The sequence below is a fragment of the Polyangium jinanense genome, assembly GCF_028435365.1.
Map to the genome: position 1 here is coordinate 55,775 of NZ_JAGTJJ010000016.1, position 20,444 is coordinate 76,218.

Sequence of the window (20,444 nt, forward strand, 5' to 3'; positions counted from 1 at the left end):
AGCTCGGCCCGGCGCGCGCGCTGCCACCGGAGGAAGCACCATGTTGGACCGAGGCTGGACGATCTTCCGCATTCGCGGCATCCCGGTGAAGCTGCACATCACGCTCGTCCTGTTTCTCCCGTACGTCGCGTTCGTCACGTCTTCCCAGTTCAGGGCGATCGCCGAGGCCGTGGGCCTCCCGCGAAGCGAGCTCCACCTGCCGCCGCTCGTGTGGGGCGTGATCCTCGCGATCGGGCTCTTCGTCTCCATCCTGCTGCACGAGCTCGCGCACTGCCTCGTCGCGCTTTCGAACGGCGTCCGCGTCCGATCCATCACGCTCATGATGCTCGGCGGCGTCTCGCGGATGGAGCGCGACGTGCGGCCGGAGCGCGAGGCGTGGATGGCCTTCGCCGGCCCGCTGTCGAGCTTCGGCATCGCAGTCGTCTGCTGGCTCGTCTCGCTCTTGCCGCTCCTCGCCGAAGTGCGCGTCGCCTTCCTCGCGCTTGCGCTCGCAAACCTGGTGCTCGGCGCGTTCAACCTCCTGCCGGCCTTCCCCATGGACGGCGGCCGCGTGCTCCGCGGCCTCTTGTCCACGCGGCTCGGCCCCCGGCGCGCGACGAGCGTGGCCGCGACGATCGGCAAGGGCATGGCCGTTCTCTTCGGCCTCTTCGGCTTGCTCTCGTTCAACGTGCTGCTCGTGCTCATCGCGGTGTTCGTGTACATGGGCGCGGCGGGCGAGCAAGGGCGTAGCCAGTGGAGGCAGGTCCTCGAAGGTTTGCCCGTGGCCGAGGTGATGAACCACCGGCTCGGCGAGGCGCACGCGGACGAACGCGCGGGCGAGGTCGCGCGGCGGCTCTTCCGGCAGAACCTCGCGGGCGCGCTCGTGGTCGACGGCGAGCACGAGCATGCCGAGCTCGATCCGGATCACGTGCTCGGCGTGGTGACGGCGTGGGACCTCGCGCGACCCGAGCTTCACCGCGCGCCCGACGCGACCGTGGGCAAGGCCATGCGGACGGACGTGCCACGCGTGCACACGCGCGACGACGCCGCGGCCACGCTCGACGCGCTGGTGAATGGGGACGCGGAAGCGGTGCTCGTGCTCGACGAGGGCGAGCACGTCGTCGGCCTCGTGACGCCGGCCGACCTCCAGCGCGCGCTCGCGCTGCTCGGTGCGGCCGGCGGACGGGGTCGTTAGTCCCGAGGGGGACGCCTCGCGTCCCCCTCTCGGCCAGGCGAAGCCCGGCCGATTCACCCCCCGAGGCGAGCTCGCTTCGCGACCTCGCAGAGCAGCGAACGAGTCGCTGCTCTAGGCGCTCATCTTCGGAATGATCAGGCGCACGCGCGCGCCGCTGGTCGGGGCATCTTCGATCTCGAGCTGCATGCGCACGTGCGCCGCGATCGCCGTCGCGGCGATGAGCGAGATCCCCGCCGGACGACCTGCCGCGAGCACCTCGAAATCACGGCTCAGCACGCCGGTCCTCGCCGCCTCGGGCAGCGGGTGCCCGGCGTCGTCGACCGTCAGCGCATACCCGCCACTCGCATGCTCCGACAGCGTCAGCACCACCTCCGTGCCCGGCGGCGACGCGCTGATCGCATGATCGAGCAGCGCATGCATCAGCACCGTCAGCGCTCCGATCTGCGCCACCTCGTACGCGCTCTGCGGCGCGTTCAGCTTCACGCGCACGTCGTGCCGCGCCGCGCGCCCCATGTCGTCGCGCACCACGTCCCGCAGCGCCTCCGCGATGTCCACGTGCCGCGGCAGCTCGCCGATCGGGCACGCGCCGAGCCGCGCGAGGTCCGCCATCGTCTCCGACGCCGCCGTCACGTGCCGCATCGCGCTCGCCACGATGTCGCCGACCTCGCCCTGCCGATCACGCAGCGGCAAGAGGTCACGCGTGATCGCCGAGAAGATGCCGCGCAGCTCCGATACGAGCCCTCGCACCCCGGCCACGAGCACCGCGAGCCCTTCGCTGCTCACCGGCTCGATCGACGCGCTCGCCGGCGGCGTGCTCGACACCTTCGCGCCGCCGCTCGCGAACACCGCGGCGAGCTCGCGCGCGTAGGCCTCGCCTTGCTCTTGCGCGGCCTTCAGCTCGCGCTTCAGGTTCTCGAGCTCCTGCCGCTGCATGTCCACGTCGGCCGGCAGCACCAGCGTTTGCATCGAGCCGTCGAGCTCGAGACGTCCTCCGTGCCGGATCGCCATGCGCGACAGCCACGCACGCTCCGACTCGAACGTCGCGGGCTGGTCCGGACCGAGCACCACGCTGACCTTCACCTCTTCGCCTTCGCGGCGCACGCTCACCTCGGAGGTGCCCTTCGCGTTCGCCGGATCGCCTGCTTGACCGACGAGCAAGAGCAGCATGCGACGCAGCTCGGCCTCGTCGCCGAACACCGTCGTGCCCTCGCCCATCTCGATCTGCACCCGCGCCTCGGGCGCGACCTCCCACATGAGCTGCGCGAGATCGATCTTGCCTCGCCGCCCTCTGCTCGCAGGATGCCCGTGGAGCGACGCCAGCATGCCGACGGCCTCGTCGAGCTGGTTCAGCGTCGTCTCCACTGCGACCGTGCTCTCGCCGTCGGGCACGCGAACGGAGCCCGGGGGCCCGTCCTGGATGATCACTCCCTGGCGGAGCTTCTGCGCTGCAGTGCGGGCTTCCTGCGCGAGCAGCCACGTCAGCTCGTTGCGCGTCAATCGATCGCTCGTCACCCGATCTCCGTCCTCTGCGCTTTCTTCGAGAAATCGCGCCGACGCATGATGCCAGAACCCGTCCTGCCCTGCTACGCTGAAGGCGGACCTCGCCCCTCCTTCCTTTGCCATGACGAGCGCCGAGACGAAGGACCCGCGGCCGCGGCTCTCGCGACATCTCCGCTGGATCGTGCCCCTCCTCCCCGCGGCCGCCCTCACGAGCGCCTGTGGGCCATCCACCGCGCCGAACCCCTTCACCGTCGACGCCGGCCCCGACGCGGCGGACGAGCCCGACGGTGGCGGCGCCGGCGGCGGTAATCCCGACGACGGAGGCACGCCCGACGACACCCTCGGTGGCCCTTGCAACGACGACGCCCAGTGTGACGACGCCCTCGCCTGCACCGTCGACACCTGCGACGTCTCGATCGCGCGATGCCGCCACAGCCCCGACGACGCGGCTTGCCAGAACGGCGCCTACTGCGACGGCGTCGAGCGCTGCGAACCCAAGCTCGGCTGCCTCCCCGGCGCCCCCGTCGCTTGCTCCGACGGCGACGTCTGCACCATCGACACCTGCGTCGAGTCCACGGGCGCCTGCACCCACGTCCTGCGCGACGCCGACGGCGACGGCGCGCCCGACGGCCACTGCGTCGCGAAGGGCGACTGCGACGACGCCGATCCCAAGGTCTCCCCTGCGCTGCCCGAGGTCTGCGCGAACGGCACGGACGACGATTGCGACGGCGCCGTCGACGAGAGCGGCTGCGCCTCGCCCGAGCACGACGCCTGCGGCGATCCGCTCGTCATCGACGCGCCCGGCGCCTACACGATCGACACCACCGCCGCCGCCTCGAACTTCGCCGCCTCCTGCAACGTCGACAACCAGCCCGCCGCGCGTGACGTCGTCGCGGCGATCGTCCTCCCTGCCGGCTCGCCCCTCGACGTCGAGATCACCGCGCGGACGAACGGCCCTGACGTCGCCATCGCGCTCCTCGGCCAGTGCGGCGATCCCTCCACCGAAATCACCTGCGGCAAGTCGTTCTTCCACCTCCAGGGTGGCCGCTTCGCCCAAATTCGTGGCCGCGGCCTCGGCGATCCGGCGAAGGCCGTTGCCCTCCCGCTTTACGTCTTCGCCGACGCGGACACGCCCGTCCTCCTCGACGTCGCCTTCCTCCCGCCCGAGCCCGTTCCCACGAACGAGACCTGCGCCCTCGCCGAGCCCATCCCCTTCGGCGTCCCCTTCTTCTCCACCTTGATCGACGCCGCCACGGACGTCGGCATCGCCTGCACCCCGCTCACCGGCGAGCTCCTCTACAGCTTCGAGCTCGCTTCCCCCGCGAACGTCCACGTCTACGCGAGCTCCGTCGACGGCGATGGCTTCCCCGTGATCTCCCTCCGCGACGCGGCCTGCGCGCTGCCCGAAAACGAGATCACCTGCCAGAACGCGCCGATCGTCGACGTCTTTCGCCACGCGCTCCCGGCGGGCACGTATCACGTCGCCGTCGGGGCTTCCGCGCCCACGGTCGTCTCCACGACCGTCGTGATCGAGCCGCCCACCGAGCCTCTTCCCGACGAGACCTGCGAAGGCGCTCCCGCGATCACGCCGAACGTCACACGTGACGTCGACCTCCTCGAACGACAGGACGACGTGAAGCTCGACTGCCTACCGGGCGCCGTCGACGCCGCCTACACGCTCGCCTTGCCCGTCGCCTCCGACGTCCTCCTCGTCCAGCGAATCTCCCAGGGCGACACGGGCGCCGTCGCGCTCGCCCTTCCGCTTTGCGGAGGCCCGTCCGACCAGCTCGTCTGCGACATGGGCTCGCAATCGCCGCTCCGCGTCGGCAAGCGCAACGTCCCGGCCGGCGATTACCGGGTCGTCGCCGAATCTCTCCTCGGCCAGCCCGTGCAGGTCACGGCGTTCGTCCGCAAGACCATCCCGCCTTTGATCGTACCGTTCGCCGACGCTTGCGCCGACGTGCTCATGATCCCCGAGACGGGCGGTTTTTTCCAGGGCAACACCGCGAATGCCGCGCCGAGCTTCAATGCTGGGTGTGATCAAGGTGGAGGGCCCGAGGGCGGGGCACGCGACCAGCTCCTCGGGCTCTCGCTTTCTGATAAAAAACGCGTCGTGCTCGACATGGGCGGATCGGGCTACACGACACTACTCGACGTCCGCAAAGGGCCCGATTGCCCCGGCGTCGAGGTCCCCAAGGCTTGCGCCGTCGGTTACGGCCAAAACAAGAGCTTCCTCGACCTCACCCTCGATCCGGGCACGTACTTCATCCAGATCGATGGGCTCGGCCAGGATAGCGGCCCCTGGTTCCTCGACGTCCGCGTGGCGGATCCTTAATCGCGCTCAGGCCCCTCCTTTCTTGGTTTTCGACCTCGGTTTCCCAGCCTGCACGCTGACGGTCACGTTGAAGGCGAGCCGATGGATTTCCTCCACGGCGCGCTCCGCCTCTTCCGGTGTCATCGCGAATCCCGTGAACATCTTGCGCCCGGCATACCTCGCCGGATCGATGCCCTCGGCATTCACGTAGATCAGCCCATCGCTGCCGAGTGCGAGCTCCGTCGGGAGTTCCTCCGGAGCCTCGTCCTCGTCCGCGCGTACGTTTCTCGTTCTTCGATTCGTCGCCACCGCCGTAGCGTTCCTGCTGATGCTCGTTTTCGTTGTCCGCGGTCGGATCGATTCCTTGCGCATGTACGCGTCCTCATCGGAAGACGCCGGCTGCGCACCTGACCAAGGCTCTTTCCATGCTCGGTTTTTCCCCGAACGTCAAGCATGGTTTTACCGGGGACCACGGTTTGTCCGTGATCCGGTTTGTCCCGTGACCGTCCGGGCCCCGCGGGGTCCGGTCCGGACGGCGTCTAGCCCTTCGCCTTCGCCTGCTCCGCAGAGAGCGCCGTGACGAACGCCCCGCGCAGCGCCTCGAAATCCTCGACCGAGAGCGTGTGGCTATCCTGGACGAACCCATTGAACCAGTGCTTCGGCGCGCCCGGCCGCAAGGATTCCAGGATCGGCCGCGTCCGGATCTCCTTGCCGAGCTCTCCCAGCACCACGAATTTTTTTCGAAATGGCTGCGCTCCGCCGTCCATCCCCCGGAACGTCGCTGCGTCGTCCCGATACGTCTCGCCCACGAACATCCCCATCGCCCGCAGCCCCCGACCGCGCCCGGTCACGTGGAAAAAAAACGGGTCGCCCTTCGCGTACCGCTCGAGCTCCGCTTGCCTGCGCCGGCCGAAGCTCTTCGTTTGCATACAAAGCGTGTAGTTCTTCGCCGTCACCACGAGCAAGTGCCGCCGCGCCGCGGCCTTGGCTCGCTGCTCGCCGAGCTTCTGCGCCACCGAGAAGTCGAGCCGCGCCTCGGCGGAAGGATCCGGCGCGCGCTCCATCGCCGCCCGGCGCACCACGCGCAGCGCCTCGTACTCGGCCTCGAACGCCTCCGACAAGGGCCACGAGAGCTCCGACCAGAAGAGTTCTTCGAACAGCCGCATCGGCCGTTCGAGCTCCGGCTCCGACGCGCTCCCCTCGATCCGCACGTTCACCGCGAGGTCCCGCGCGAGCCCCGACGCCGCGAGGTCCGACGAGCCCACGTAGACGACGCGCCGCGCGCCGCTGTCGAGCACGTAGAGCCGCGGCAAGAACGCCGTCCCGCCCCAGGCGTGGTAGAGGCGGCATCGCGCGCCCGGCATCCGCTCGAAGCGGCGCAGCATCGCCGTCTCCGTCCCATATCCGCCGAGCCCCGCGAGCAGCAAAAGCTCGCCGCCGCGCTCGACGAACCCCACGAGATCGACCACCGCGAGCGCGCTCGCCTCCGCGCGGCTCACCGCGATGCAGACCCGCGTCGCCTCGCCGAGGTCCGCGGCGAGCCGGGCCCCCATCTCTCGGCCGTGACGCAGGAGCTCGATGGTCGCCATGCTCCCCGCGTTTCTAGCAAGGGATCCCGCGCCGCGTCGAGCCTCTTTCGCGCGGGATCGCGTTCCTGGGCAAACGGACCCGAGGTCCGATTGACGCCCCTCGCCGGCTCGGGTCTCCTCGCGAGCATGAGCCAAGATCCCGAGCGCGAGCTCATCTACTTCGACATCCGCGGCCGAGCCGAGTCGATCCGCCTCCTCCTCGCCTACGCGCGCGCCCCTCACGTCGACCGGGGCATCCCGCGCGCCGATTGGCCAACCCTCAAGAAGACCGTCCCCCTCGGCCAGGTCCCCGTCCTCATCGAGCGCTCATCTGGGGGCGAACGCGTCATCCCCCAGAGCCAGGCCATCCTCCGCCACCTCGCCCGCGTCTTCGGTCTCGACGGGATGAACGAGGACGAACGCGTCCGCGCCGACATCGTCGCCGAGACCGTCGTCGAGCTCCGCACCGCGTGGAACCGCGTCGCCTACAACCCGGGCTGGCTCAAAGATCAAGCCGCCACCGACGCGCATTTCCGCGACGTTTTCCCTCGCTTCCGCGCGATCCTCGAAGGTTTGCTCGAACAATCCGAAGAGCGCGGCGCCCTCTACTTCGCCGGCCCCACGCCCACGCACGCCGACTTCCTCGCCTTCGACACCCTCGAATCGCACCGCGAGGTCGTCGCCACCTGCCTCGACGGCCACGGCTCGCTCCAGCGCTTCCTCGACGACGTCCGCGCCCTGCCCCCGATCGCCGACTACCTCGCCCGCCGCCGTCCCTCGGATTTCCAGCGGGCCTGATCACCTTCCCGGTAGTTTCGTATCACAAAAGGTCTAAAATAGATCTTGCAAGGGACTCTTGCGTCTGCGACCGTGTACGCACCTTTCACAAAGGGTGTACAAACATGAGATCCTTGCGCCTATCTCAGCTCCTCGTGATCCTCGTTGGCTGCGCGCCGTTTGCCGCGGTTGCCTGCAGTGACGACCCGTCGAACCCCGGCACGAGCACGAGCTCGAGCAGCGCCTCCGGCAGCGGGGGCAGCGGCGGCGCCGGCGGCGCCGGCGGGGCGGGCGGCGTTGGCGGCGGAAGCTCGAGCACCGGCACCCCCGGGCTCGCCTGCGCCGACGCGCTCCTCCCGCTCCAGAACCCGCGCGCCCACACCCTCGGCGAGACGTTTTACCTGCCGCGCTTCCTCACCGACCCCGGCTGCCCCGCCGAGCTCGCGTGGCAGGTCGTCTCGGCCCCGGCGGACAGCAAAAACGCCGTCTACAACACCGGCGCCCCGGAGCCGCGCTTCACGCCCGACGTCCCCGGCGATTACACCTTCCGCCTGAACGACCCCGCGCAAACCGAGCTCACGCTCCGTGCCGTCGCGCGCACCTCGCAGGCGCGCTTCCGCAACCACCACCTCACGCCGCTCTATGGCGCGGCCGCGGTCGACGGCGAGCTCTGGACGGCGAATGGCGCCTCCTACACCGTCACGCGCCTCGTCGCCGACAATGGCCAGTGGAAGAAGGACGGCGAAATCACGGTCGGCGCCTGGCCCGCGGCAATCGCGCATCATGCCGGCGGCAAGAAGGTCTACGTCGCGCAGCGCGGCAGCGACACGGTCGGCATCGTCGATCGCGACCGCAACGTCCTCGAAGACGCGCTCTGGGTCGGCGACGAGCCGAGCGGCCTCGCCATTTCACCCGACGGAACGACGCTCTACGTCTCGCTCGCCACGATGCGCAAGGTCGCCGTGGTCGACCTCGACAAACGCGAGGTCAAGGGCACGATCCCCGTCGGCTTCGACCCGCGCGCGCTCACGCTCTCGGCCGACGGAAAACGCCTCTTCGTCGCCTCGTATCGCTCAGGCAACAAGATCAAGGACACGCGCGGCACCTACGGCCCCGGCGACGACGAGGACATCTGGATCGTCGACACCGAGACGCAGAAGGTCTCGCTCGCGATCTCCGGCGTCGCCGCGGATCTCCGGTCGATCTCGCTCTCGGAGGATGGCAGCGAGCTCTACGTCGCCGCGACCGACGGCGACCCTGAGCCCTCGCAATCGGCGCCGAACGCCATGCCGTTTTTCCACGAGGTCGTCGTGCTCGGGGCCGACCCGGCCAAACCCGACTACGGCACCGTCCTTCGCCGCGCCGATCTCACGCGGCAATCGGGCTCCGGCGGCGCGGTCGTCAATCCCTCGGGCGTGCTCGGCGTGGGAGACACGATCTGGGTCTCGTCCGAATCCTCGGACGTCGTCGTGGCCCTCGACCGCGCCACGCTCGCCGAAAAAGCCCGCACCGCCGTCGGCCCCGGCGCGCGCGCGCTCGTCAAGATTGGAAATGAAGTCGCGGTCCACAGCTACCAGAGCTTCGAGGCGAGCTTCCTCGACGCGGCCGGCGCCGTCGTGCAGACCGTTGCGCTCGCCGAGGATCCGCGCCCCACGAACGTCGCCCTCGGCGAGCGCGTCTTCACGCGCCCCGGCGGCACGTTCGCGGCAAACCATGCCTGCTCGAGTTGCCACGTCGAAACCCAGAACGACGGCATGGTCTGGCGCTTCGGCCCGCAGATCTGGCACAACGTCCGGCCGCTCCAGCTCCTCGACGCGACGACGCCGCTCGAATGGGGCGCGTACGTATCGAACGCGGACAATTTTGGTTATCAGGGCCCGAGCTCGATCGTCGGCCGCCCGGCGACGCCCGAGGAAGCGCTCGGCCTGCAGGCGTTCCTCGGCTCGCTGCTCGGCGCCCCGCGCGAGACGGGCCATACCCGTGTCGACGGCAGCTTCACGGAGGCGGCCCTCCGCGGCAAAGACATCTTCGAGGGCAAAGCCGCTTGTTATGGCTGCCACGCGCCGCCGCTCTACACGTCGCGCGAATACATCCCCGTCGGCAAATCGGGCGAACCGGCCGACATCCCCTCGCTACTCGGCGTCTACCGCCACGGCGTGTATTTCGTGAAGGGACAGGGGCGAAGCCTCGAAGCGGCGCTCGACGTCGCCGTCAATTACGTACAGGCCGACCTCACGGCCGACGAGAAAGCCGATCTGCTCCAGTTCTTGCGCGAGCTCACGCCGAAGGGCGCGCACCCGCTCGCGATCTGGCCCGACATCGACAGCGATGAAGCGGTCTACCCCGACATCCGCCCGAGCATCGCGTTCGCCGATCCGATCGACGACTCGCAGCCCGGGAAAACCGCGGCCGACGTCGCCGCGGACTACGTCATCCTCGAAACCGAGGCAGGCGAGAAGGTTTCAGGCTCGATCGTGGTGACCGGCGGCCGCGCCGAGTTTGTCCCGACGGCGCCGCTCACGGCGGGCGCCAAGTATCGATTCCGCGTCTTGCCGGGCCTCCCGTTCCTCTCGGGCGGCGCGACCTCGGGCGAGCGGAGCACGGAGTTCGTCGTGGCGAACCCCGCGATCGGCACGTGGCCCAAGACCATGAAGATGACCGTCACGGTCCCCGGCCCGGGCGGCGTGATGACCCCGCTCGATTACGTGCTCGAAGCGAGCGACACTCCGCGCCCGGGCGGCATGACCCTCATGGTAAAACCCCAGCTCTTCGGCAACCAGCAGCGGCAGGAGGTGTGGGCGCGGCTCGACGGCGACAAACTCTACATGCAGCCGGTCGCCATGCCGATCAACCCGACCGGCGTGGCCGACGCCGCGATGATCGTGGGCACGGTGAAGACCGTGAACCAGGCCGATAAGAGCATCTCCCTCGTCGAGGGCACGCTCCGGCTCGGCGGCCCGGGCATCAACATCCCGGGCGTCGCGTTCGCCATCGTCCCGAACTGACCCTCAAGGCGCCTTCGTATTCGCCTCGCCGGGTGTCGGCTCACAGGCCTCGAAATCGCCGATGCCGTTCGGCACCCGGCCATACGTCTGCCCATCCGCCACGGCGGCCGGCGGATACTCCGCCTCCGCGACGATCGCGTCGCTCGGCGACAGGAAAAAGATCTTGTCACCGTTCGACGCGCTGATTCCGAATCCAGCGTGATAACAGGTCGCCGGCCCGCCCTCCGCGAGGCACTCCGATTGCGGTCCGGATCCGGGCGCGTCGAGACCCGCGACGATGACGAGGTACGCGCCCGGCGAGAGCTTCGTCCCGGCCTCGAAACGCACGGCTTCCGCGACCTTCGGCACGTCGCCGTCCTGATCGGCGATCCCGTACCCGTCGAGATCCATCACCGCGTCGCCCACGTTGACGATCTCGATCCACTCCTCCGCGCCCGTCGCCGCGATCTCATTGATCACGATTTTCGCCGCGCCGGAGCCGCCCGCGCCCGCGCCGCCCTGCCCGCCGCCGCCGCTCCCGCCGCCGCCGCCCTGCCCCGAGGAGCTGCTCGCGCTCCCCGTGGGAGGCGGATTCTCCGTTGCCTCCGAGCAACCGAGCACGGCGGTTGCCGCGACGAACATACTTGCCAGGAAAAACTCCATTCTCGCCATCTTGTGGTCTCCTCTCCTCAGAAAACGACCCGGCTCGCGAGCCGGAGCTCCCAGAAATCCGAGCCGGGCAGCGCCGCCCGCGCGACGTCCCCCGGCGCCTGCCGCGTCACCGCGACGTGCCCTTCGAGCGGCTGCGCCACGCGATACCCGACCGAACCCGTCAGCGTCGCGACCGTGTCCCCCACCCCGCCGAGATCCCGATCCCAGTAAGCGCCGCGCAGGCCGAACATCAGCCGATCCACGGGTTCGATCCGCACGAATCCATCCACGAGGAGCGACCTTCGCGCGCCGTCGTCCGCGAGCCCCCACGCGTGCGTCACGGACGCGCCCGCGCGCACCCGCGTGCCTTGCCACAGCACCGATCCGGTCAGCCGGTCCGCGCGGGAAAGCCCCGTACCCGACGAACCAACGACGTACGACCCGAAGATCGCGAGCGGCCGCGCAGCCCCACCGGGCGCGGGATGCACCGAGGCCGCGATTTCAATGTTTTTCCCGCGATTCAGCTCCCGATTCGTGTATCCCTCGCCGTTGTACGCGCCAACGGCGACGAACCCATATTTCCGCGGCAGATTCACGCGAGCCGTCGCGCCGAGGTCCGCGGGCGAGAGCATCCCGGTTTGCTCGATCGGCGCGGGCCCGACGACCCTGAGCCGCCACGTCCCTTCGAGCTCGGGCACGGTGAGCGTCGGAACGACGCCGGCCGCGAACACGAACCACGACGAATACTTGACCCCGGCCCACGCCTCGCGGAGTCGCAGCACGATGCTATCGCCGGCCACGCCGATCAGCGCGCCCTCGCTCGCCGAGCGCACGCCTTCGAGCACCACACGCCCCACGGCCGGGCCAAACTCCCCCGTGATCGCGCCGTGCACGCGCGGCACCTCGAACAGGTGAAACCACGAGCGCTGCCCCGGCTCGGTCGCGGTCCAACGAACCGCGTATTGCGCGAACATCTCGAGCCCCGGCGTCACCTTCAGCCCCGTGGTCCCCGCTGCGGTCGGAGGCGCCGCGGTGCCGTCGAAATCGGGAGCGCGCGCGGAAGCGGGAGCGGGAGCGCGCGCGGGAGCGGAAGCGGTTGCGGGGGCGGGCGTTTCCTGGGCCGCGGAAGGTGCCGCGGAGGCAATCATCGCCGCGAAAATCGTCGTCAGGGCATATATGCGCATGCGAGTTCGTCGCTCCAATCAGGGCACATGGGCGTCGCCGTAAAGCGCTCGCAAATCGGGTGGCGGGGTATCCGCCGGATCCATCGGAATCCCGAGCCGAGGCCCGCGCTCCATGAGCGCCTCGCGGAACAGCCCCCAATCGACGAGCACCTGCGCCGCATATCGATCCCCGACCTCGACCTGCTCCGCGACGAACCCCGCCGGATCACGCCCGATCACCTCGGCCACATCCCCCACGGCCCACGACGTCCCCAGGGGATCCGCCGCATGCGCGCGGGCCACCACGCCGCCGAGCCGGCGCCCGAGGCTCGCGAGCGCCGCCGGGCTGCCTCGCTCTTCGACCATGCGGCTCGTCCGCAGCGTCTTTTGCCCCTCGCTCTCGCGCTTGATCTGACAGACGAACCCCATCCATTCCGTCGTACCCCAGAGCGGCTCCGCGTCGGGCCGGGCCCAGGCCGCGCGCGACGCGCGGCGCACGCGCTCGGCGACGCCGTCGTAAAACACGCCCGGCGGATAGAGCCCCGCGAGCCCGCTGTCGGCGAGTTCCTTCAATTCGAGTACGACGTCGTCGCCCGGATCGTCCGTCGGCCCGCGAACGAGCAAGATGACGCGCACCCGGGTAAAGCTCGCGACCCCCGAGCCGAGCTCGCGCGCGGCGTCGAGCAGCGTGAAGAAGGCAGGCGGCGGCGGATCGACGAGCGTTTTGCGGTATTGCTCGATCGCCGCGGGAAGCTCCGCATACGCCGTCGGGGGTACGTCGAGATAAACCCCCGTCGGCTCCTCCGGATCGAGCACACCACGACGAAGACGACGCTCCGGGCCTTCGAGCAGCGAAAGCTCGTCGAGCTCCGCGCGGGCATCCCGATCCTCGATCGAACGCTCGAACAGATCGTCGAGGTTCGGATCTCCCCCGCCCTCCGTGATCCGCTCGCGCGGCGCGCCTTTCGCGAGGGCGGCGATGGCCTCCGCATACCCTTCCGCCGCGGCGCGCGCGATCTCACGCGACGCCGCGGCCGTCGCCGCTTGGACAGCCGGATCCTCCGCGTTCGCGAGGCGCGCGGCGAGCGCCATTCCCGCGACGAGGCGGCGGACGTCCCAGAGATACGGAGCAAAATCCGCGCTGTCGAAATCGTTCGGCTCCAGCGCGAGCGTGCCGTCGGCCGCGAGCAAGGCGCCGAAGTTCTCCGGGTGCGGATCGCCGAGCGCGGGTACGAGTGGCCCGGCGAGCGCGAACGCGGAGGCGCCGAAGCCGAAATTGTTCCCTCGATAATCGTGGAGCGAGAGCGGCACGGTTCCGCGATAAAAATCGTACGCGCTCGCGGCCATCCGCGCGTATTTGCCCTCGCAGAGGCGCGGCCTCGCGCGGAGGAGCGGTTCGTCGGCCCGGGCCATGACGCTCGTGATCTCGGCCTTGCGCGCCTGCTCCTCGGTCCTGCCGCCACACGCCACGAGCCCGAGCGCGAGCGCGAGGCAAAGACGACGACATTCCGAAGGCGGAGGCCCGTTCACGCGGGCGATGCCTAATCGAGCGGAAACGTCGAGGCAATCGCGCGGCGCATGCGACACCCTTGCGTCACGCCGCTGCCACGTTGTCTACGTGGCTGACATCGACCCGTCACCGAGCATCATTGCGCCGAGCTTCCCCCGAGCCACGTCCCCGAAAGCCTTCGAATCCGCACGTTCCCGGGGACACGCTCAACGAAGTGCCGCCGGTAGCTGGGATCGCCGATGGCCGCCTCGCGCGCGCCGAGCTCGTCCTGCGCCTCGCGCAGCGTCACCTGCGCCGCCTCCACGTCCCCGGCCGCCATGAGCGCCTCGGCGAGCGTGAGCAGCACGCGCTCCACCCCGCGCGGCCCGATTTGCCGGTGCAGCCCGAGCGCCTCGCGACAAACCTTCACCGCCTCGGCAGGGCGCCCCCGCGCGAGCAGCGCCCTCGACCGGAACCACGCGCACGAGGCGGCGACGATCAGATTTCCGCGGCTGCTCGTGGCGTCGATCAGCGACTCGGCCGCCTCCACGTCGCCGCGCTCGATATGGGCCTCGATCAGCGTGAGAGAACCGAGCACGCTGACGACGTTGCCGTCCCTGCCGTGCACCCGCTCCGCCACGGAGCGTGACATCGTGATGGCCTCCTCGAAGCGGCCTTGCGCGAGCCGGAGCTGCGCGAGATACGCCGCGACCACGTTCGCCGCCATGCTCGGCGGGCGCGCCTCGGTGCGATCGAGCCAAACTTCGGCCTCCTCGAACGCGCCGAGGTCCGTGCAAATGCCGACGAGCACCGCCGTGACGATCGGCACCACGTGCCGCTCCCCGCCCTGCTCCAGGAGTCGCACGGCGTCGAGCGCGTGCTGCCGCGCGAGCCACGGATTGCGGGCGAGGTTCTTCTCCACCATCGCCGACGCATACGCGAGCGCCCCGGCCCGCGACGGCTCCATCTCGATGCCAGCCCCCATGTTCGCGCGCATTTTTTCGAGGAACAGGAACGCGTCCCCATTCCCGGTGGCCGCAAGCGCCGCGATGAGCGGGGCGAGCGCCCGCGCCAGCGCGGAGAGCGCATTCGGGGCAGGCTCGGTCTGCAACACGCGGCGGCTCAGATCCTGCAACGTTTCGTGCCGGCCGAGCAGCATCGCGCCCCCGATCGCGCCCTCCAGCGCGATGCAATGGGCCACGGACCCGGGCGTCGTGCGGCGCAATGCCTCTTCCGCCGCGGCGAGCGAGGCCTCGTAATCGCCCGAGGCCGAAGCGATGCGCGCCCTGAGCGCCCAGAGGTCCGTCGCGACCTCGTCCGTCGGCCCGGCCGCGAGCCCCCGCTCGACCGCCCGCACGCCCGCCTGGAGGTCATTGCCGCGCATCGCCGTCTGCGCCGCCCGCGCGTGCCAGTACGCGGCCCGCGGGCCCTGCCCGCCGCGCTCGAAATGCATCGCCAGCACCGACGGATCCGGCTCGCCCACGCGCTCGAGCCACGTCCCCGCGAGCCCATGCCCGAGCGCGCGGTCCCGCTCCGTCAGCATCGCATACGCCCCTTCCCGCAGGAGCGCGTGCCGAAATGCATACTCTTCCTCGCCGACGAACCGCCGCGAATTCCGGCGCGTCACGAATTCCCGCGCGACGGCATAATCGAGGGCCGCGTCCACGTTCACCGGCCTGCGACCGCCGAGCAGCCGCCTCACCCCATTCGGCCAGAACACCTCCCCGTACACGCTGGCCGCGCGCAAGAAATGGCGAACGTCCGGCGGGAGCGCCGCGAGCCGGGCCTCCACCATCCCGAGCACCGTCTCCGGCAATCCGCCGCTGCTGCGCCCCTCGGTGAAGGCCCGGACGAGTTCTTCCAGGTAAAACGCATTTCCCTCCGACCGCGCCACGAGTCCCGCGACGAGCGCGTCGTCGACGTCGTCCCCGAGCGCGGCGCGCACCAGCGCGGATGCAGCCCGGCGCGGCAGCGGGCCGAGCCGGACCTCGTGCGTCCGCTCCGCCCAGATGCGCGGGAACAGATCGTGAACCTCGGGCCGGGCAAACGCGACCACCGCGAACGGCTCGTCCCGGAGCTCGCGCAACGTCGTGTCCACGAGCTTCACGGACGAACCATCGCCCCAGTGCAAATCCTCCAGCACGAGCAGCGTCGGCCCTTTTCGGGCCGCGGCGCGCATGAACTCGACCCAGGCCGATTCGATCCGACCCGCCATGAGCGGCGCATTCTCGCGGGCCGACCGGAGCAGCGGATTGCGTTCGTCCGGGAACGACGCGCCCACGAGCTCGCCCAGAAACGGCGCCGTCCGCTCCGCCGCCTCTCCCGACAGGAGCGCGCGCACCGCCGACGACACCTTTTCCTGCTGCACCTCGCGCCGCTCACCGACCTCGATCTCCATCAGCATCCGCAGCGCCGACGCGATCACCGAAAACGCCGCGCCCGAACGCATCGCGTCGGCGCGACCGACCGCGAGGCAAAGATTGGGGAGCTTGTCTTGCAGCTTCGTGATGAGCTCCTGCCGCAATCGTGATTTCCCCATCCCCGCCGGCGCCGTGACGAGCACGGACTGCGCGCGCTGCTCGTCGAACTCCTGCTGCAGGAGATCGAGCATCGTGTTGAGCTCGCGCTCGCGCCCGACGAACGGGCTCGGATTGCCGAGCAGCGTGCGCGTCTCCTCGCCACGCGCGTGCTCGTCGAGCAGCCACGCATGGCCCGCGTGCTCCTGCACCTCGAATCGTGGATCGAGCAGCGCGCGCGTGACCTCGTCGAGGATCACCCCGGGGCGGCCGTCCTCGCGAGCGCGATCGACGAGGAGCGCCACGAGCTCGACGAGGTCCCCGACGGGAAGCCGATCCGCGAGGTCACTGCGGCCCGTCACGAGCGCAATGGTCCGATCCGACGACGCGGCCCGGATCGCCAGCGCCGCGCGCGCCGCCCGCACCGCCTGATCGGCCGGGCTCCCGACGCCGGGCAGCACCATCAAGATCGTGCCCCCGGCGAGCGTATCCACGAACGCGCCGAGCGGCTCCGCGATACGACGGACCTCGTCGAGCGCGCCGCGCGCCGTGCCCGCAATGGCCACGATCGAAAGCAGCCGCCGCTCCCGCTCGCTGAGCCGCGACGGCGTCATGCTGCGGACCGACGGCGAGCTCGACGAGGTCCCGCTGATGGCGGAGAGCTCGGCCACGAGCGCCGCGCCATCGGCCGGCCGCTGGCTCGGGTCCTTCGAGAGCATACGCGCGCAGAGGCTCGACACGGAGGCGGACACCTCCGGCCGCACGACCGCGAGCTCGGGCGGCTCTTCGAGCAGGAGCTTCGCGAGCAGCGCCATCGGGTGCGAGCCCTGAAAGGCCGGTCGTCCTGCCAAACACTCGAAGAGCACGCAGCCGAGCGAAAAGACGTCGGCGCGTGGGCCCACGACCTCGTCGCCGCGCGCTTGCTCCGGCGCCATGTACCCGGGCGTGCCGAGCACGGAGCTCGACCGCGTGAGCACGGTCGAGCCCGTCGAGGCGCGTGCGATCCCGAAATCGAGCAGCTTGATGCGATCGACGCGCCTTCCGACGAGGAAGATGTTGCTCGGCTTGATGTCGCGATGCACGATGCCCCGCGCGTGCGCCGCGGTGAGCCCTTCCGCGGCGTTCCGCACGAGCGCGAGGCCCGCGTCGATTTCGAGCGGCGCGCGCGCGAGGCGCGTGGCGAGGTCCTCGCCGGAGAGCCACTCCATGACGAGGTAGGGCTCGCCGATGGCCGTGAGCCCGTGCCCGACGTGCCGCACGATGCACGGGTGTTCGAGCCGCGCGAGGATCCGCGCCTCGGACAGGAATCGCTCGGCGCCGTGCTCGGGATCGCGCAGAAGCTTGAGCGCCACGATCTCGCTCGTCGCGAGATCTTTCGCGCGCCAGATGGTCCCCATGCCGCCGGAGCTCGCCTTCGACTCCAGCTCGAACCGCCCGTCCACGATCTCGCCGCTCCGCATGCGCGCCTCAGACCGGACTGTAAAGGATGTCCGTGCGCAGGACGAACTTCTCGCCCCGCGCGACCTCGGTCGCGATATGCAGAATCCGGTGCTGGAACATCAATGCGCGCCCTCGCCGCGGGCTGATGCGCCGCTCGAGCTCCGGAAAATCGGTCTCGCCGCCCTCGAAGTCGTCGTTCAGGTAAAAGACCAGCGTGACCAGGCTGCGCACGCCGCCGTCGAGGTGCACCACCGTGTCCCAGTGCGCCCCGTGTTGCTCGCCGGACCCGTATCGATACAGACGGATGCGCGGGTTGCCGCCCGCGAGCTTCATGCCCATGAGCAGCTTCGGCACGTGCGACCCGACCCGCGCGACGAGACCGTCTGCCTCGGCCGCGTCGTCCCACATCACGCGCGTGTTGTTCCGGACCGCGAGATCGACCTCCGGCTCGCCGTCCTCGCCCACGATCGGCGCGATCTCCTGCTGGCCCGCGCGGATGCGCTCGATGTACGCGTCGCAGTCGGCGGGCGAGAGCGCGTCGTCCACGGTCCAGACGAGGGGCTGCGTCAAATCGAGGTGACCGGCGTACATGGCGGGGGGGAGTATACGCGCGCGCTGGGCCGAAGGGGCGCTCGTCGTCGGGGCTTGCGTCCGGACCGACGCGACACCACCGTGTGGGCATGGCGCGCCGCTTCCTCGCCCTCTTCGCGGTCCTCGGCGCCCTCGTCCTCGCGTGGCCGGGCCAAGCGCACGCCGGCGCCCTCACCGCGGACGAGAAAACCCGCCTCGCGCGGGGAGAGGTCGTCAAGCGGACCTTCGACGTCGAGCTGCCCGAGGGTGATTTCATCGGCGGCCTCGGGTACGTGCTCATCGCGGCGCCGCCCGCCGACGTCATGGCCGTGCTGCTCGACCCGGGCTCGTACCGGTATATTTTCCCGCTCACGCAGGAAGCGCGCCTCGTCAGCCGGAAGGGCGACGATTTTTTCCTGACGTTCCGTCAAGGCGGCGCCAAGGTCTCGGGCGAATACACCGTCCGCGCGCGTCGGGAAACCCCTTCGCTCGTCCGGTTCTGGATGGACCCGACGCGGCCCCACGACATCGGGGATTGCTGGGGTTTTTTCCGGGTCGACCCCGCCGACGACGGAAAAACCCTGCTCACCTACGGCGCGTTGCTCCACCTCGAATTCGGCGTGATCAAGCTCCTCTTCGAGGAGAAGATCCGCTCGTACGCCTTGCAGACGCCGGAGCTTTTGCGGCGCTACGTGGAGGATCGGCGGGGGCCTTTGCCCTGACGCTCCGCGAGCCCCTCCAGACGCGCCTGGATCTCCCCGCGGGCCGCGCGAAAGCGCGCGAGCATCTGCTCGCGTGACAGCGTCGGGTCGGTGCTCGCGGGATCGGGGATCGGCCAGTGGAGCCGCTCGATCTTGCCCAGGATCACAGGGCAAACTTCCTCGGCGCAGAGCGTGACGACGAGGTCGACCGACGCAGGGTCGATCGTGTCCACCGACTTCGACACGTGCGTCGTCAGATCGATCCCGATTTCCCGCATCACCTCGATGGCGAAGGGATGGACGCGGGACGGGCTGCTGCCAGCGCTCTCGACCCGCACGTGCTCTCCGAACAGCTTCCGCGAAAGACCTTCCGCCATCTGGCTGCGGGCCGAGTTCGCGACGCAGAGAAAGAGAATGCTCTTGGGCATCATGCGTGGACCTCCGATTCCGCGGCGGGCGCTCTGCAGGGCGCCGGTGCGACATCGACGCCGCCGGGGAAGAACCGCTTGCCGAGCCGGAGCGCGACGTTGACGAGCCCGATCAGGACGGGCACCTCGACGAGCGGTCCAATGACGGCCGCGAACGCGGATCCGCTATGGATGCCGAACGTCGCGATGGCGACGGCGATGGCGAGCTCGAAGTTGTTCGACGACGCCGTGAAAGAGAGCGTGGTGGCCTGCTTGTAGTCCGCGCCGACGCGCTTGCTCAGGAAGAACGAGACGAAGAACATCACGACGAAGTAGACCAGGAGCGGCACCGCAATCCGGAGCACGTCGAGCGGGAGCTCTACGATGGTCTCGCCCTTCAGGGAGAACATCACCACGATGGTAAAGAGCAGCGCGACGAGCGTGATCGGCCCGATGCGCGGGACGAAGCGCTCTTGATACCAGTTCGCTCCCCTGGAGGACACGAGCCATCGGCGCGTGAGAAACCCGGCCGCGAACGGGATTCCCAGGTAGATGGCGACGCTCTTCGCGATCTCGATGATCGTGATGTTCACGACCGCGCCCTCGAGCCCGAGCCAGGAGGGCAGGAGCGTCGCGAAGAAATACGCGTACACCGAGAAGAACAGCACCTGGAAGATCGAGTTGAAGGCAACGAGCCCCGCGCAATACTCGGTATCCCCCTTCGCGAGGTCGTTCCAGACGATGACCATCGCGATGCACCGCGCGAGCCCGATGAGGATGAGCCCGAGCATGTACTCGGGTTTGTCACGCAGGAACAGCACGGCGAGGCCAAACATCAGCGCCGGGCCGATGATCCAGTTCTGCACGAGCGACAGCGCGAGCACACGCTTGTTGCGAAAGACCTTCCCGAGCTCCTCGTAGCGGACCTTCGCGAGCGGGGGGTACATCATCACGACGAGCCCGATGGCGATCGGGATCGAGGTCGTGCCCACGCTCAGGCGATTCAAAAGCGCCGTGAAACCGGGCGCCGCGAAGCCGAGGGCCACGCCGAGCCCCATGGCGAGGAAGATCCACAACGTCAGGTAACGATCGAGGAACGATAACTTGCGGGCGATGCCGTCCATGGGTTTCCAGCGCTGGAGAGGGGGCACGGCGGCGGCGTGTGATCGGTCGCCGCCGTGGTGTTTTTT

At 69.7% G+C, this 20,444-nt stretch carries 15 protein-coding genes; 5 read left to right on the forward strand and 10 right to left on the reverse strand.

Annotated features, from left to right (window positions below; genetic code table 11):
• Nucleotides 1-40 precede the first annotated feature (40 nt).
• A complete protein-coding gene (locus KEG57_RS25015) occupies nucleotides 41-1,174 on the forward strand; it encodes a site-2 protease family protein (RefSeq protein WP_272427697.1) in 1,134 nt (377 codons plus the stop codon).
• Between the two features lie 111 nt (nucleotides 1,175-1,285).
• Here the strand turns inward: KEG57_RS25015 and KEG57_RS25020 are convergent, their stop codons facing one another.
• Nucleotides 1,286-2,797, reverse strand: coding sequence for a sensor histidine kinase (locus KEG57_RS25020; protein ID WP_272458842.1), 1,512 nt, complete (start codon nucleotides 2,795-2,797; stop codon nucleotides 1,286-1,288).
• Between KEG57_RS25020 and KEG57_RS25025 the strand changes: the two genes are divergently transcribed.
• Entirely contained in the window at nucleotides 2,796-5,009 is a 2,214-nt protein-coding gene (locus KEG57_RS25025) for a putative metal-binding motif-containing protein (protein WP_272425527.1), read from the forward strand. The two genes, KEG57_RS25020 and KEG57_RS25025, sit on opposite strands and share 2 nt — an antisense overlap.
• Before the next feature lie 6 nt (nucleotides 5,010-5,015).
• Here KEG57_RS25025 and KEG57_RS25030 read toward each other — a convergent pair whose 3' ends face one another.
• Both KEG57_RS25030 and KEG57_RS25035 read right to left on the reverse strand, forming a co-directional pair.
• Nucleotides 5,016-5,297, reverse strand: coding sequence for a hypothetical protein (locus tag KEG57_RS25030; protein WP_272425528.1), 282 nt, complete (start codon nucleotides 5,295-5,297; stop codon nucleotides 5,016-5,018).
• A 230-nt stretch (nucleotides 5,298-5,527) separates the two neighbouring features.
• Nucleotides 5,528-6,577: a phospholipase D-like domain-containing protein gene (locus tag KEG57_RS25035; protein ID WP_272425529.1), complete on the reverse strand. Its 1,050-nt coding sequence runs from the start codon at nucleotides 6,575-6,577 to the stop codon at nucleotides 5,528-5,530.
• 126 nt (nucleotides 6,578-6,703) lie between these two features.
• Here KEG57_RS25035 and KEG57_RS25040 point away from each other — a divergent pair, with 126 nt between their 5' ends.
• Together KEG57_RS25040 and KEG57_RS25045 are read left to right on the forward strand one after the other, a co-directional pair.
• Nucleotides 6,704-7,354, forward strand: a complete 651-nt coding sequence (locus tag KEG57_RS25040; RefSeq protein WP_272425530.1) for a glutathione S-transferase family protein — start codon at nucleotides 6,704-6,706, stop codon at nucleotides 7,352-7,354.
• Nucleotides 7,355-7,458: 104 nt separating this feature from the next.
• The gene (locus tag KEG57_RS25045; protein ID WP_272458843.1) at nucleotides 7,459-10,338 is read left to right on the forward strand and encodes a YncE family protein; all 2,880 of its coding nucleotides are present in this window, start codon (nucleotides 7,459-7,461) and stop codon (nucleotides 10,336-10,338) included.
• A 3-nt stretch (nucleotides 10,339-10,341) separates the two neighbouring features.
• On the opposite strand, the gene KEG57_RS25050 is transcribed toward KEG57_RS25045, so the two are convergent.
• From KEG57_RS25050 to KEG57_RS25070, 5 genes are all read right to left on the reverse strand, one after another.
• Nucleotides 10,342-10,989, reverse strand: a complete 648-nt coding sequence (locus tag KEG57_RS25050; protein WP_272458844.1) for a lamin tail domain-containing protein — start codon at nucleotides 10,987-10,989, stop codon at nucleotides 10,342-10,344.
• 17 nt (nucleotides 10,990-11,006) lie between these two features.
• A complete protein-coding gene (locus KEG57_RS25055) occupies nucleotides 11,007-12,152 on the reverse strand; it encodes a hypothetical protein (RefSeq protein WP_272458845.1) in 1,146 nt (381 codons plus the stop codon).
• An 18-nt stretch (nucleotides 12,153-12,170) separates the two neighbouring features.
• Entirely contained in the window at nucleotides 12,171-13,661 is a 1,491-nt protein-coding gene (locus KEG57_RS25060) for a DUF2252 family protein (protein ID WP_272425534.1), read from the reverse strand.
• Between the two features lie 116 nt (nucleotides 13,662-13,777).
• A complete protein-coding gene (locus KEG57_RS25065) occupies nucleotides 13,778-17,596 on the reverse strand; it encodes a serine/threonine-protein kinase (RefSeq protein ID WP_272425535.1) in 3,819 nt (1,272 codons plus the stop codon).
• 7 nt (nucleotides 17,597-17,603) lie between these two features.
• On the reverse strand, nucleotides 17,604-18,167 hold the full coding sequence (locus tag KEG57_RS25070) for a prolyl hydroxylase family protein (RefSeq protein WP_272425536.1): 564 nt from the start codon (nucleotides 18,165-18,167) through the stop codon (nucleotides 17,604-17,606).
• An 89-nt stretch (nucleotides 18,168-18,256) separates the two neighbouring features.
• Between KEG57_RS25070 and KEG57_RS25075 the strand changes: the two genes are divergently transcribed.
• A complete protein-coding gene (locus KEG57_RS25075; protein WP_272425537.1) occupies nucleotides 18,257-18,868 on the forward strand; it encodes an SRPBCC family protein in 612 nt (203 codons plus the stop codon).
• Here the strand turns inward: KEG57_RS25075 and KEG57_RS25080 are convergent.
• Nucleotides 18,835-19,278, reverse strand: coding sequence for an arsenate reductase ArsC (locus KEG57_RS25080; protein ID WP_272425538.1), 444 nt, complete (start codon nucleotides 19,276-19,278; stop codon nucleotides 18,835-18,837). The two genes, KEG57_RS25075 and KEG57_RS25080, sit on opposite strands and share 34 nt — an antisense overlap.
• Complete coding sequence (gene arsB, locus KEG57_RS25085; protein ID WP_272425539.1) at nucleotides 19,275-20,405, reverse strand: ACR3 family arsenite efflux transporter; 1,131 nt, start codon at nucleotides 20,403-20,405, stop codon at nucleotides 19,275-19,277. The genes KEG57_RS25080 and arsB overlap by 4 nt, the downstream gene beginning before the upstream one ends.
• Nucleotides 20,406-20,444: the final 39 nt, after the last annotated feature.